This window comes from Plantactinospora sp. B24E8, assembly GCF_039871735.1.
Taxonomy (GTDB): Bacteria; Actinomycetota; Actinomycetes; order Mycobacteriales; family Micromonosporaceae; genus Plantactinospora.
Genome location: NZ_JBDPMH010000016.1, coordinates 1 through 13,523, shown reverse-complemented (window position 1 = coordinate 13,523; position 13,523 = coordinate 1). Strand labels below are relative to the sequence as shown.

The window sequence follows — 13,523 nt, the reverse complement described above, 5'->3', positions numbered from 1 at the left end:
GTCGCGCCCGGGCCGCCGTGCGGGGTGGCCCGGGCGCCGGACGGATCGGCTGGTACTACCGGCCGCTGAAGGTGTCCGCCGCCGCCAGGAACTCGTCGGCGAACTGGAGCTTCGAACGCCACCGCTCCGGAATCGCGGAGACGCCTTCCCGGATGCCGAGCAGCCCGCCGGCGATCGCGGCGTTGGTGTCGGTGTCGCCGCCGAGGTGCGCGATGTCGATCACCACGTCCGGCAGTGGCCGGAAATCGAGCACGGCCGCCACCCCCAGACTGAGCGAGTCGAGGACGTAACCCCGGCCCGCGTTGGCCAGGTACGTCTCCCCGGTGAGCACCGCCTTGTCGGGCTTCAACTGCCGCCCGTACGCGATCGCGTCCGCCACGTCGTTGCCGCCGAGCCGGACGGCGACCTCGTGCCCCACCGCGACAGCCTCCTCCGGGGTGGCGTCGTCGAGCAGCGCGGCGGCGATCTCGTTGTACGCCGCACACGAGATGGTGCACCGCGAGTCGTCGTGGGTGATCGCGGAAATCTCCATCGACTCCCGGATCCGCCGCTCCTGGTCGGGCACCACCAGCGCGGTCGGCAGGCACCGCATCAGCGAACCGTTGCCGGCCTGCCCCTCCCCGGCGCCGGCCCGCCGCGGATCCTCCAGCTGCTGGTAGCGGCGCAGCCCGGTGAAGGTGGCCCCGCCGAAGTCGCGCGGACGGCTGCCCGGCTCCCGGCCCGGCCACTCGCCCACCCACCACTTCACCATCTGGTCGGCCGCCGCCCGCACCACGTCGTCGCCCGGGTCGAGGTACGCCAGCACCACCGCCCGCATCAGGTCCGTGTCGTCGGTGGCATGCCCGGCCGGCCAGTTCAGCTTGCCGCCGCCGACGATCTCCCGGATGCCGTCCGGATACCGCTCCCGGATCTCGGCCCAGGACAAGAACTCGGCGGTCGCGCCGAGCGAGTCACCGGCGTGCACCCCGAGCAGTCCCCCGGCGATCCGGTCCCATCGCCGCCGCAGCCCCAGGTCCTCGGTTGCCGTCGAGTATTCGCCCATCCGGCCATCATGCCGAACCACGCACGTCGCCCGCTGCCCCGGCAACCGTCACTCAGCCGGCCGCCGGGGTGACCTCGCGCAGCGGGCCGTACCGGGTGGACCGGGCACCGGTCACCAACGCCCAGTAGCGGTCGCCGTACGACCAGTGCCACCACTCGGTCGGATAGTTCACCAGACCGGCCCCGGTCAGCACGTCCACCATGATCTGCCGGTTCCGCCGGGCCCGGTCCGGGATCGTGTCGGCGGCGGTGAAGCAGGCGTTGCCACTCGCCTCCGGCGTCGCGTCGATCTCGGTACCCATGTCCAGCTCGACACCGTCCGACGTGCACAGTGTCAGATCCACGGCACCGCCGGTGCTGTGCGGCGCCACCTCGACCGGCGAGACGAACTTGCTGGTCTCCCGGTGCAGCCGCTCATCCGACCAGGACGGGTGCAGCCGCCGCAACTCGTCCCGGTAGCCGGTGAAGATGCCGAGCTGGGCGGCGTACGGCCGGTAGCCCTCGACCACCAGCAGCCGCAGCCCGTCCGGCAGGGTCGCCTGGGCGGCCAGCAGCCGGTCCGCCAGCGCCCGCCGCACCCGGGCGTACGCGCCGGCCGGGTCGGCCGCCCGGCTGTCCAGCCGCAGCCCGGCCACGGTCCGCAGGTCGACCAGCGGGTCCCCGTCGTCGGTGGACGGTATGGCCGCGATCCGGGGATCGGAGAGCAGGATCATGCCGCCCTCCCGCCCGCGTACTCGACCTCGCGCAGCCCCTCGGCGGTCAACCGGGCGACCACGTCCGGCTCGGCGTTGCCGCCGGTCAGCACGATGCCGATGGTCCGGTGCGCGCCGCTGGCGCCGATCCGCAGCGCACCGGCGAGCGAGGCCGCCCCGGACGGCTCGGCCAGCACCTTCAGGTGCCGCAGGACAAGCCGGAACGCCTCGCCGATCGCCTCGTCGTCGACCCGTACCACCTCGGTGAGCCCGGTCCGCAGGATGTCGAAGGGCAGTTCGCCGACACAGGACGGACGCAGGCCGTCGGCGATGGTCGGTTCCGGGGTGACAGGCACCCGTCGACCGGCCGCCAGGCTCTGCGCCAGCGAGTCGTTGCCGACCGGCTCGACGCCGTACACCTCGATCGGGCGACCGGCGGCGGCCAGGCAGGCGCCGGCCGCGCCACCACCCCCGCCGACCGGCAGGACCAGCGCGTCCAGCGGGGTGCCGAGGCGCTCCGCCTCCTCGATCAGTTCCCGGCTCGCGCTGCCCTGACCGGCGATGACGTCCGGGTGGTCGTACGCGTCGACGACCGGGTGTCCGGTCGCGTCGCTGATCCGGCGGGCCACCGCGATCCGCTGCTCGACGGTGGTGCCGACCAGGACCACCCGGGCGCCGGCCTGCTCGGCCCGGGAGATCTTGCCGGGGGCCGCGTCCACCGGCAGCACCACGGTGGCGGCGAATCCGTGCCGCCGGGCGGCGATCGCCACCGCCACCGCGTGGTTCCCGGTGCTCTGCGCGATCACCCCGGTGTGTCCGCCGGCCGCCGCGATCCGGCCGACCGCCAGCAGCGCGCCCCGGAGCTTGTACGAGCCGCCTTCCTGCAGGTTCTCCGCCTTCACCAGCACCCGGGCGCCGACCAGCCGGTCGAGTTCCGGCGAGTGCAGCACCGGGGTCCGGACCACCTGCCCGGACAGCCAGCGGGTCGCCGCCTCGACGTCGGCGGAGGTGGGCGCGGTACGCGCCGCACCGGTCTCCGGTGTCATCCGTTCTCCCCCGTTCCTGTTCCTGTTGTTGTCGTCGCTCTGCGGCCCGGTTCCGCCCCCGACGCGGCGCTCCGGCGTCGCCTTCCGGCGTCGCGGCAGCGCGAAGAGCCAGCCCGCGCGGGCCGCGGTCAGTCCCCTGTGTACGGCCAGGCAGGCCGCCAGCAGCACCACGGTGAGCACGATCGGGTACTCGATCGCCACCACGACCTGACCTGCCGTGCCGAGTTCGGAGAGCGGCCCGACGAGAAGGCGGTGCACCACGGCCAGCAGCGGCATGTGGATGAGATAGATCGGCAGGGTCTGTCGGCCGAGCGCGCTGAGCGGCCCGGAGATCCTCGGCCACCGGGTCACCCGGACGGCGGCGGTGATGCCGAAGGCCACCGCCAGGACCGACACCACGAACCAGAGCCCGAACCAGCGCTGCGCACCCGCCACCGCCATCACGGCAGCCGCACCGGCGTACCCGGCGAAGGTCCACAGCAGCCGGCGGTCCGTCGCGGTGGCCGCCCACCGCTGGACGTACGGCTTGAGGTAGAGGCCGCCGAGGAAGAAGACCAGGTTCTGGTAGAAGCCGCCCCGGTTGCCGGGGGTGTCCAGCAGTCCGGCGGCGGTGACCATCGAGAGGAGCGCGGCGGCGGCCAGCACCGCCGGCCACGGAATCCGGCGTACGGCCTTCGCGAACGCGAAGTAGAGCGCGAGGGCGTACAGGTACCACAGGTTGGACGGGGTGATGGTTAACTGCTCCAGCAGCCCGAGCGGGGACGTCGCCCGCTCGGTCGGCAGGCCCGGCGCGGCGGCGAAGACCGTGGTGTGGATCAGCAGCCAGATCGCGTACAGGTAGAGGAAGCCGGCGATCCGGGAGCGGGCCGAGACCCGCCACGGCCGGGTCAGGGCGTTCGCCGCGAAAACGCCGGAGATGGTGAAGAAAAGCGGCATCCGCAACGGCAGGAGCTGCTCCCCGAACGTGCCCCAGACCCCCGGCAGCGGTACGCCGAGATGCCAGTCGACCTGCAGGTAGTGCTTGACCACGACGTGCCAGAGCACCACCAGGATGATGCAGACGCCCTTGGCCACGTCCGCCCACTCGGCGCGCTGCCCGGCCGCCGGTGCCGCCGCGGCGTCGGTGCCGCCACGGTCGGCGCCGTGCGGAACGGCCGCAGGACGGATGTGGATCAAAGTCACAATTCTCCCTAGAAGAGTGCGCGGTACGTCAGGTCAGTCGGTTTCCGGTGTGGGATCCGGCTGGTCGGTCGTGCCGTCCCGGCTACCGGATCGGCCCGGGCGGTCGCGCCGTCCCGGCTACGGCACCGGGTAGCCCGTCAGGTCGGACCCGGTAGCCGGACCTCCACCCGCAGTCCCTCCGGGCCGGCGGGGACCGCCGAGATGACCCCGTCGTGTGCCTGGGTGATCGACCGGGCGATGGTGAGCCCGAGCCCGGCGCCGCCACCGTGGGCGAGCCGGTCCCCGCTGAGTCGGCGGAACGGCTCGAAGAGTCCGGCCACCGCCTCGGCCGGCACCGGCGGACCGGTGTTGACCACGGTCAGCGCCGGCACCGCCGCGACCGTGACGTGGACCGTCCCGCCCGGCCGGTTGTACTTGATGGCGTTCTCCACCAGGTTCGTCACCAGCCGCTCCAGCAGCACCCGCTCCCCGACGACCACCCGGGGCACCAGCTGCCCGGTGAGGGTCACCTCGGCGGCCCGGGCCCGCTCCTGGTACGCGGCGACCACCTCGGCGGCGATCTCGTCGAGCCGTTCCGGATTGCGGGCCCGCAGACCCTGGTCACTCTCGCTCAGCGCGAGCAGCCCCTCGATCAGCCGCTCGTTGCGCTCGTTCGTCTGGAGCAGTTGGGCGGTGAGCAGCTCCACCTGGTCGTTGGTCAGTGGCTGCGCCATGCCGACCTCGATCAACGTACGCTGCACCGCCAACGGGGTACGCAGTTCGTGCGAGGCGTTCGCGGCGAACCGGCGCTGTCCCTCGTACCCGGCGGCGATCCGCTCCATCATCTGGTCGATGGCGCCGGAGAGTTGCCCCAGCTCGTCCCGGCCGGTCGCCCGGACCCGGTAGCCGAGGTTCTGCGGGCCGACGTGCGAGATCGACTCGGTGAGTACCCGGACCGGGCGCAGCGCCCACCGGGCCGCGAACGCGGCGACCAGCAGCGCGAGCAGGACCACCCCGACCAGCAGCCCGGTCCCGACGAGGTAGAAGTTGTCCGCCAACTGGTGGCAGACCGGCTGTACGCCGGTGATCTCCACGTCGCAGATCCCGCGCAACGGCCACAGCCAACCGAACGCCCACTTGATCAGCAGGGGCAGGTGGTAACCGACGAACAGCGCCACCGTGCAGAGCAGCACGATCCGCCACCGTGGGACCGAGAGCCAGCGCACCGGTCAGACCCCGATCCGGTAGCCGGCCCGGGGCACAGTCTGGATCACCTGTGGCGGACCGAGCTTCTTGCGCAGCGTCATCACGGTCACCCGGACCACGTTGGTGAACGGGTCGGCGAACTCGTCCCAGGCCTGCTCCAACAGGTCCTCCGCGCTGACCACCCGGCCGCCGGCCCGCATCAGCACGTGCAGTACGGCGAACTCCTTCGGGCTGAGCTGCACCGGCCGGCCGTCCCGGGTCACCTCGTGCCGGGCCTCGTCCAGCCGGATGCCGTGCTGCTCCAGCACCGGCGGTACCGCCGGCGCCGACCGGCGGCCCAGCGCCTGCACCCGGGCGACCAGTTCGGCGAAGGCGAACGGCTTGGTGAGGTAGTCGTCGGCACCGAGGCCGAGCCCCTCGACCCGGTCCCGGATCCCGGCCGCCGCGGTCAGCATCAGCACCCGGGTCCCGGCGTCGGAGCCGGCGATCGCCCGGCAGACGTCGTCACCGGTCCGGCCCGGCATGTCCCGGTCGAGGACGGCGACGTCGTACCGGTTGACGGTGACCCGCTCCCACGCGGCGTCGCCGTCGTAGCAGACGTCGACCGCCATCGCGAGCCGACGCAGCCCCTGGGCGACCATGTCCGCCAGGAGCCGCTCGTCGTCGGCGACCAGCACCCGCACTGCCTCCCCCTTCACCGTCCCGTCCCTGTGTCCCGCCACCGTGCCAGCCCGGACCTAAGGGTTGTGTAAGAGGCGTACGACCGGGCCGGAGCCACCGTGCCGGCCGGTTGCCCCGGACGTCAGCCATCCAGTGTGGCCGCATCTGCGGCGACCTGCCCGTTGTGTGCATTCGGTCACGCACAGCCAAGGCCGGACCGGGAGAGAACGGGACATACAGGAATACTTCCCGTGCGAACGACCGGCACACCACGCCGTCCGGACAGCCGTCGAACCGACACCTGTGGCAACCGTCACAGGCAGCCGGCCAGGTCACCCGGGGCCCGACAGTGTGCTGCGGAGCAGCGCCACCGCCGGAGCGATCTCGGCGTCGCCGATGTTGCCGTAACCGAGGACAAGCGCGGGCGGACCGGCCCGCCCCGAGCGGTACGCGTCCACGTCCGCCAGCCGCAGCCCGGCCGCCGCCGCGTCCGCGACCACCCTGGCCGCGTCGGTGCCGTCCGGCAGGTGCAGCAGGATGTGCAGGCCGGCGGCGGTGCCGGCGACCCGACCGGCCGGCAGTCGGGCGGCGAGTTCCCGGACGAGAAGATCACGCCGGGTCCGGAACCGACGCCGGGCCGCCCGCAGGTGCGTGTCGTACCAGCCACGGTCGATGAACGTGGCCAGGGCGAGCTGGTCCAGCACCGGCGGCGGCGCCGCGACGACGTTCGCCGCCCGGAGCGCCCGGATCAGCGGCGGCGGCACGACCAGCCAGCCGAGGCCCAGCGCGGGCGACAGCGTCTTGCTGACCGAGCCGAGCAGGAACACCCGCCCGGGATCCATCCCCTGCACCACCCCGATCGGGCGGCGGTCGTACCGGAACTCGGAGTCGTAGTCGTCCTCGACGACGTACCCGTCCACCGACCGTGCCCAGCGCAGCAGTTCGGCCCGCCGCTGTGGGGAGAGCATCGCACCGGTCGGGAACTGGTGTGCCGCGCCGACCACCACGGCCCGGACCGCCGGATGGCGCGACAGCAGATCGACCCGGAGGCCGTCGTCGTTCACCGGCACCGGACACACCCGCAGGCCGGCACTCGTCACCGCGTCCCGCAGCCGCGGCCACCCCGGGTCCTCCACCGCCACCTCGGTGACCCCCTCGGCCCGCAGCGCCCGAGCCGTCCGGAACAGGCCGTCGGTGATGCCCGCGCACACGGTCACCGCCTCGGGTGACGTCTCGGCGCCACGGGACCGCCGCAGGTATTCGGCCATCGTCCGGCGCAGCGTCGGATGACCGGACGGGCGGGGCGGACCGAGGTCGTACCGGACCGCCGAACCGGCGACCGCGTGGACCGCCTCCGACCAGCGCCGACGGGGAAAGGCCCCGAGGTCGGGCAGCCCGGGCCCCAGGTCGTACCGGATCGTGGCCCGCTTCGGACCGGTCGCGGCACGGCGACGTGCCGGCGTGACCTCCGGTGACCACGAGACCCGGGTCGCCGACCCGACCCGGGCGGAGAGATACCCCTCGGCGAGGAGCTTGCCGTACGCCTCCGTCACCACCCACCGGGAGCAGGCCAGCTCCTCGGCGAGCGCCCGGCTCGGCGGTACGGCCGCCCCGGTGGCCAGCCGCCCGCTGCGGATCGCCGCCCGCAACGCCTGCGCAAGCCGCTCGTGCCGGGGCAGCCGCCCCGGCTGTCGGGGGTCGATGTCCAGCAGGGTCGCCCAGGCGAAATTGGTCTGGGAATCAGCCACGGAATTGGAGCGTAACGACCGTCCGATGGCGCCCTAGGGTCACGTCCATGACGGACAACATCGCGCTCGGCGCCATGCTCTTCGGCACGGTCATCGACCAGCAGCGGTCGTTCGAGATCCTGGACCGGTTCGTCGGCGCCGGCGGCACCTGGATCGACACCGCCAACTGCTACGCCTTCTGGGAACATCCCAGCGGCTTCGGCGGGCAGAGCGAGGAACTGCTCGGCCGCTGGTTGGCCCGCCGTCCAGGGGTACGCGACCGGGTGAGGATCAGCACGAAGGTGGGCTGTGAACCGCTGGAGGCCGGCCGGTTCCCGGAAACGGCGGAGGGGCTCTCGGCGACCGCGATCAAAAACGGCATCGAGGGCAGCCTGCGCCGGCTCGGCACCGACCACATCGAGCTGTACTGGGCCCACAAGGAGGACCGAGGCACCCCGTTGGCGGAGACGGTGGGCGCCCTCGACGAACTCGTCCGCACCGGTACGGTCGGCGCCCTCGGCTGCTCGAACTACGCGATCTGGCAGGTGGAACGGGCCCGGAACATCGCCCGGACGAACGGCTGGACCGGGTTCACCGTGCTGCAGCAGCACCACACCTACCTGCGGCCCCGGCCCGGGACCCGACCCACCGTGGTGCACCGGTTCGGCGCGGTCAGCGACGAGGTGGTCGACTACCTGGAGTGCCACCCCGAGATGGGCCTCTGGGCGTACACCCCGCTGCTGAGCGGGCAGTACACCCGGAGCGACAAGCCCCTCCCGAGCGAGTACGCGCACCCCGGCACCGAGCGGCGGCTCGCGGTTCTCGACGAGATCGCCGCCGAGACGGGTACGACCCGCAACCATGTGGTGCTCGCCTGGCTCACCGGCGGCCACCCCGCCGCCACCCCGATCGTCGGGGTGAGCAGCGTGGCGCAACTCGACGAGGCGCTCGCCGGGGTGGCGCTGGTGCTCACCCCCGACCAGCGCCGCCGGCTCGACGCGGCGGCCTGACCCGACGGCGGCGAACCGGTGGCCTGGTGGCCTGACCCGACGGCGTCGGCGTGGCGGTCCGCCCACCGTCCGGGCCGGTCACGACCGACTCCCGTCGGGGATCCGGGCCCGCACCACAAAGCCTCCCCCGACCTCCCGGTCCGCGCTGAACTCGCCGCCCAGCACGTCGACCCGTTCCCGGAGCCCGGCCAGCCCACGCCCGCTCCCGCCGGGGGCGGCGCTGCGCGTACCGGGACCGTCGGTGCTGACCTCCACGGTCGTCTCCTTCTCGCCGTGCCGCACGCGCACCCGGGTACGGCTGCCGAACAGGCCAAAGATGGGAATCCCTTCGACGACCCGTCGGAAGCCGACGGGTCGGCGACCGACCCGATCCCCCCGTACAGCTACCTGGGCGGCAGGATCCACCTGTGGCAGCCGCCCCTCCCACAGCTGACCGGCGACTGGCGGTTCTTCTTCCAGTTGGACGGCGGCGAGGGGCAGGGCCCCGACGACCCGTACGCGCTCAACCTCGGCGGCGGCACCGGCTACGCCCTCCTCAGCCCCGACCGCCGCGAGGGCCGGTTCTTCTGGGACTGCGCCTGAGCACCGGCCGCCCGCTGTTCCCGACCCAGGCAGGAGATACCGGTCGGCGCCGCGCGCCGACGGCGTACCCCCTGACCATCCGGCCGGACGCGGCCCGGACGGGCGACGACCACCGGTGGGCGGCGCGAACGCCGCCCACCGGTGGCGCCGACGGTCAGTTCGCCAGGCGGTACGCCCGGATGATCGTCTGCTGAACGGTGTTGCCGGCGGTGTCGGTCGCGGCGGCCCGCAACGAGACGAAGCCGGCACCGGTCGGGTGGGTGAGGACCGCGACCCGGTCGGCGCCGGTGCCGACCAGCCGGACCGGCCGCCAGGTCCGACCGTCGTCGTAGGAGACGTCGACGGTCAGGCTGGCACAACCGGCCGGATCCGCTCCGGCCTGGCGCTGCACCCGGACCGGCATCCGGAACTCCCGGCCGGCCGGGGCCGCGTTCCGCCCGTCGAGGTCGGGGGCGAACCGCACCGCCTGCACCGGCAGGTGCTGGATGCGGCCGTCAGCCGGACGCCCGGACCGAAACGTCCAGCTGGCGCTGACCCGGGTGGAGAGCTGGGCGGCCGCCGGGCGTTCCGCCTCGACCGTGAAGCGGTAGTTCGCCGCCGCCGCCGGTACCTCGTAGTCGCCGTCGGCGTTCGGCAGGACCTCCCGGCCGTCCCGGAGCAGGACCCGGCGCTGCGCGGCCAGGTCGGCGAAGCCGGCGTGCCCGAGCGTCTGATCACTGAACATCGGCGGGACCAGCCAGAACCGGTCCCCGGTCCGGGACATCCACAGGTCCTCGTACCCGGCGGGGGCGGGGAAACCGGGCCCGAACGGCGCCTGCTGCCACCGCTGCACCACCGGTCCGGCCGGGTACGCCGTCGGCTCCGACTGCTGCCCGGGATCGTCGTTGCCGTAGACGGACGCCGACCACCGCACCCCGGTTTCGGTGCTGTAGTACTCGGTCCGCTCCGCCGGCACCGCGACGGAGGTGCCGAGCGCCCAGGCGTCGACGTACCCCGGCACCGACGAGCTGATGATCTTGTCCAGCCGGGTGCCGGGATACTCGGTCACATGCCGGGCCTGGACCACCGCCAGGTCGGACTCCCGGACCTGACGTTCGAAGCCGCTCGGCAGCCGCCCCGGCGGGTACCAGGCCAGGTGGTAGAGGTGTGCCCCGTCCCCCAGGTCCCCCGCCGATCCGTTCTCTCCCCACCAGCTCAGCACCCGGCCCCGCATCTCGGCCGCCGGCAGTGCCGCCCCCAGATGGGCGGTGAACAGCCCGGTGAAGCCGGCGAAGGAGGTCACCGAAGTGGACAGCTCGGTCCCGTCCGACAGTTCGCGGAAGAACCCGACAACCGAACCCATCGGCTGGGCGCCCGTCCTCGGCACCGTCACACTCGCCGCCGGCCGGGCCACCCGGGCGTCGAGGGTCAGGGTGGTGTCGGCGGTCAGCGCCAACTCCGGACGGGTCAACAGACTGACACTGCCGTCGCCGCCGGTACGGATGGTGCTGGTCAGGTGGTAACGGCCCCGGGGCAGCCGTACGGTGACCGTGCCGTCTTCGTCGTAGAGCATCGTCGACGTCGACACGTCCACTCCGTCCAGCGAGGACGTGTAGTCGACCGGAACGTCGCCGGCCCGGTCCAGATGGCTCAGCGTCAGGTTGTAGCTCTCCGGCTCCCGCTCGACCGTGACCAGGGTCCGCAGCGTCTGTCCGGCGCCGGCGGCCACGACACTGCCGACGTACACCCCGTCCGAGGCCGATCGGCGGGTGTCCGCGCTGAGGATGGCGGTGGCCGAGCCACCGGCCGGAACGGTGAGCTGGCTCGGCCGTACCTCGAACATGCCGGCCGGGGCCGGGACGCCGCCCGGACCGTCGGCCTGGACCGTCAGGGACAGGGTAAGCGGCTCCGAACCGCTGTTGTGGTACGCCAACTCGCTGGTCGTCGGAGCATCGTCGGTGTGCGGCCACGCCGGCCGGCCGAGGTCCACGACCGCCGGCACCACCCGGAGCGGACGCGTCGCGGCGGCCGCCACGTCGAGCCGGCCGGCGCCCTGGGCGTAGACGCCCAGATCCGGGTTCGGTACCGCAGCACCGACCAGCGTCGCCTTCAACTCGGCCGCCCGCCAGTCCGGGTGCTGGCCGGCCAGCAGCGCCGCCGCACCGGCGACGTGCGGAGTCGCCTGCGACGTGCCGGAAATCGTGGTGTACGACTCGTCGACCGGTTCCAGCGGCTCGGAACGGGCCGCCCGGGCGGCGACGATGCCCACCCCGGGGGCGGTGATCTCGGGCTTGATCGCCCCGCCACCGGTCCGGGGCCCCTGGCTGGAGAAGTCGGCGAGCCGGTCGTCCCGGTCGACCGCACCGACGGCGAGGGCCGCATCCGCGCTCGCCGGCGAGCTGACCGTACCCGGCAGGCCGTCGTTGCCGGCCGCCGCCACGAACAGGGTGCCGTGCGCGGCGGTCAGCCGGTTGACCGCCGCCTCCATCGGATCCAGGTCGTAACCGTCCAGACCACCCAGGCTGAGGTTGACCACCGCGGCCCCGTGCGAGGTCGCCCACTCCATGCCGGCGATGACCGCGGAGTCCGGGCAGCCGGCCGTCCCGCACACCTTGCCGACCAGCAGGGTCGCCTCCGGGGCGACACCCCGGTACCGGCCCTGCGACGCCGCACCGGACCCGGCGACGATCGACGCCACGTGCGTACCGTGCCCGTCGACGTCGTCGACGTCCGGGTCATCGGTGAAGTTCTGCACCTCGGCGATCCGCCCGGCAAAGTCGGGGTGCGTCGCGTCGATGCCGGTGTCGAGTACGGCGACCCGCACACCCCGGCCGGTCTGCCCGGACTGCCACACCGACGGAGCACCGACCTGCGCCACACTCTGGTCCAGGCTCGGGGTACGCCGACCGTCGAGCCAGATCCTCGGCAGCTCGGCCCCGGGCTGCGCCGACCGCAGGTTCGCGCCCGCCGTGACCGACGCCCAGAACCGGCCGCTGGTCGACTTCGGCACCCGGACCGCCCGCGCGCCGAGACTCGGCAACTCCCGCACCGTCGCCCCGGCCACCTCGGACGACCGGACGGCGTCCCGGGACTCGTCGCCGGCGACGATCAGGGGCAGGTCACGGGTGGCCGCGTCGTCGTACCGCATCCGGAGCAGGGTCGGTACGTCGAACAGGCGACTGTCGACCCGGCCCGAACCGACCAGCCCGAGCGCGTCGGCGGGAATGACAAGATCCTGGTTCCGGGACCGCTGCTGGTGGAAGACCATGCCCTGGCGTCCGGGCCCGGGCTCCACCGTGTAGGTCCCGCCGTCGTGGACCCGTACCCGGTCGCCGGTCACCAGGGTGAGAATCCGGTCGCTGGCTTCCCTGGCGGCGGGAGCCCTCCTGGAGTCGACGGGTGCCGCAGCGGCGTCACCCTGGCCCACGCCCACGTCGACCGCCACCATGGCCAGGCACAACGCGAGGGTTGCGCCTCGGCGCGCCGCCGATTTCCACCTGCTCATACGCTCTCCGATCCACATTTGCGGTTCGGAAGTAGAACGCGGCGGTCAGCCGGGGCGCTGCCTACGGGCGGAACCAAGATTCACTGTCGGGCCACGGGAGCGTCCGGGCGGCGGCGCGGCTCCCGCCCGCTCCAGCCCAGAGCCAGGACATGGGCTGTCCACCAGGCAGCAGGTCAACAGCGGTGCGGTTCGGCCCCTACGATCCAGCCGTGCGGTACTTGACGCGATCATTCGCGCTGGGGGCCCTGTGGCAAGGCAGGGCCATCGGGCAGTTCCTTGGCGAAACCCAGATCGCGGGCACGGCGGCGATCCGATGGGTGTCAGTGGACCCATGGGGTGACCGGTACAGGGTCTCGGTGCACACCGCCGAGGATCCCGACGACGAGAACTTCGGCGACCTGGACAACCTGCCGCCCCTGGACCCGCCGGACGAGGACTACGTCGGACAGGGTCGCGAACTGGCCCTGGTCGCCGACGCGTCAGAGGCCATCCACCAGGCGGCGAGACTTACCGGTGCTCGGTCAGACCGCTGGGTGAACCACGGCGTTGCGGGTGAGGAGTACGCAGACCTCGTACGCTTGCGGCGCGGCGAGGGCCGCGCTCGGTACCTGCAGTAAGGTGCCGGATGCTCGCGCTTCCGTCCGTCGGGGTGCGAGCCGCTGCACAGCGCGACAGCGCCGCCCGCCCTCGACGGCGGGCCCGACCCAGGCCCTGACCTATCGCCACCCCTACACCAGCCGAAAGCAGGTAACCATCCGCTCCGCCAACGCGGGCACCTCACTCCGACCTAGGCCGTGTGTCATAAGTGCCGTTCGAGTCTCCGAAGCCAGGTGTCGATCATGCTGATGGTGGCGGTGGCTTCGTAGCGCACGGCGAGTTTGTCGTAGCGGGTGGCCACGGCGCGGTGTTGTTTG

At 73.0% G+C, this 13,523-nt stretch carries 10 protein-coding genes and 1 pseudogene; 3 read left to right on the top strand and 8 right to left on the bottom strand.

Translation table 11 applies throughout. The annotated features are described in order from the left end of the window. Window positions 1-55 precede the first annotated feature (55 nt). From ABGB21_RS22075 to ABGB21_RS22050, 6 genes are all read right to left on the bottom strand, one after another. Window positions 56-1,042: an ADP-ribosylglycohydrolase family protein gene (locus ABGB21_RS22075; RefSeq protein ID WP_347679290.1), complete on the bottom strand. Its 987-nt coding sequence runs from the start codon at window positions 1,040-1,042 to the stop codon at window positions 56-58. 52 nt (window positions 1,043-1,094) lie between these two features. Next, on the bottom strand, window positions 1,095-1,754 hold the full coding sequence (locus tag ABGB21_RS22070) for a M15 family metallopeptidase (protein WP_347679288.1): 660 nt from the start codon (window positions 1,752-1,754) through the stop codon (window positions 1,095-1,097). Further along, the gene (locus ABGB21_RS22065) at window positions 1,751-3,961 is read right to left on the bottom strand and encodes a pyridoxal-phosphate dependent enzyme (protein ID WP_347679286.1); all 2,211 of its coding nucleotides are present in this window, start codon (window positions 3,959-3,961) and stop codon (window positions 1,751-1,753) included. Before ABGB21_RS22065 ends, ABGB21_RS22070 begins: the two co-directional genes overlap by 4 nt. Window positions 3,962-4,098: 137 nt before the next feature. Then, a complete protein-coding gene (locus ABGB21_RS22060) occupies window positions 4,099-5,166 on the bottom strand; it encodes a HAMP domain-containing sensor histidine kinase (protein WP_347679284.1) in 1,068 nt (355 codons plus the stop codon). A 3-nt stretch (window positions 5,167-5,169) separates the two neighbouring features. After that, window positions 5,170-5,829 carry a response regulator transcription factor gene (locus tag ABGB21_RS22055; protein ID WP_347679403.1) on the bottom strand — a complete coding sequence of 220 codons (660 nt, stop codon included), beginning with the start codon at window positions 5,827-5,829 and terminating at the stop codon, window positions 5,170-5,172. A gap of 309 nt (window positions 5,830-6,138) precedes the next feature. Continuing rightward, window positions 6,139-7,554 carry a PLP-dependent aminotransferase family protein gene (locus ABGB21_RS22050; RefSeq protein ID WP_347679282.1) on the bottom strand — a complete coding sequence of 472 codons (1,416 nt, stop codon included), beginning with the start codon at window positions 7,552-7,554 and terminating at the stop codon, window positions 6,139-6,141. 47 nt (window positions 7,555-7,601) lie between these two features. Here ABGB21_RS22050 and ABGB21_RS22045 point away from each other — a divergent pair, with 47 nt between their 5' ends. Then, window positions 7,602-8,543 (top strand): aldo/keto reductase, encoded by a 942-nt coding sequence (locus ABGB21_RS22045; RefSeq protein WP_347679280.1) that lies wholly within the window; start codon window positions 7,602-7,604, stop codon window positions 8,541-8,543. Between the two features lie 78 nt (window positions 8,544-8,621). Here ABGB21_RS22045 and ABGB21_RS22040 read toward each other — a convergent pair. Continuing rightward, window positions 8,622-8,849, bottom strand: a pseudogene (locus tag ABGB21_RS22040) (two-component sensor histidine kinase); the annotation flags it as partial. Here ABGB21_RS22040 and ABGB21_RS22035 point away from each other — a divergent pair. Then, window positions 8,817-9,125, top strand: coding sequence for a hypothetical protein (locus ABGB21_RS22035; RefSeq protein ID WP_347679409.1), 309 nt, complete (start codon window positions 8,817-8,819; stop codon window positions 9,123-9,125). The pseudogene ABGB21_RS22040 and the gene ABGB21_RS22035 overlap by 33 nt on opposite strands. A gap of 154 nt (window positions 9,126-9,279) precedes the next feature. Here the strand turns inward: ABGB21_RS22035 and ABGB21_RS22030 are convergent, their stop codons facing one another. Continuing rightward, on the bottom strand, window positions 9,280-12,609 hold the full coding sequence (locus ABGB21_RS22030; RefSeq protein WP_347679278.1) for a S8 family serine peptidase: 3,330 nt from the start codon (window positions 12,607-12,609) through the stop codon (window positions 9,280-9,282). A gap of 209 nt (window positions 12,610-12,818) precedes the next feature. Between ABGB21_RS22030 and ABGB21_RS22025 the strand changes: the two genes are divergently transcribed. Further along, window positions 12,819-13,226, top strand: coding sequence for a hypothetical protein (locus ABGB21_RS22025; protein ID WP_347679276.1), 408 nt, complete (start codon window positions 12,819-12,821; stop codon window positions 13,224-13,226). Window positions 13,227-13,523: the final 297 nt, after the last annotated feature.

What these genes read in the sequence shown, in the direction of transcription:
- ABGB21_RS22070 (WP_347679288.1), bottom strand. Translation starts at nt 1,754, where the DNA reads ATGATCCTGCTCTCCGATCCCCGGATCGCGGCCATACCGTCCACCGAC.
- ABGB21_RS22045 (WP_347679280.1), top strand. Translation starts at nt 7,602, where the DNA reads ATGACGGACAACATCGCGCTCGGCGCCATGCTCTTCGGCACGGTCATC.
- ABGB21_RS22030 (WP_347679278.1), bottom strand. Translation starts at nt 12,609, where the DNA reads ATGAGCAGGTGGAAATCGGCGGCGCGCCGAGGCGCAACCCTCGCGTTG.
- ABGB21_RS22075 (WP_347679290.1), bottom strand. Translation starts at nt 1,042, where the DNA reads ATGGGCGAATACTCGACGGCAACCGAGGACCTGGGGCTGCGGCGGCGA.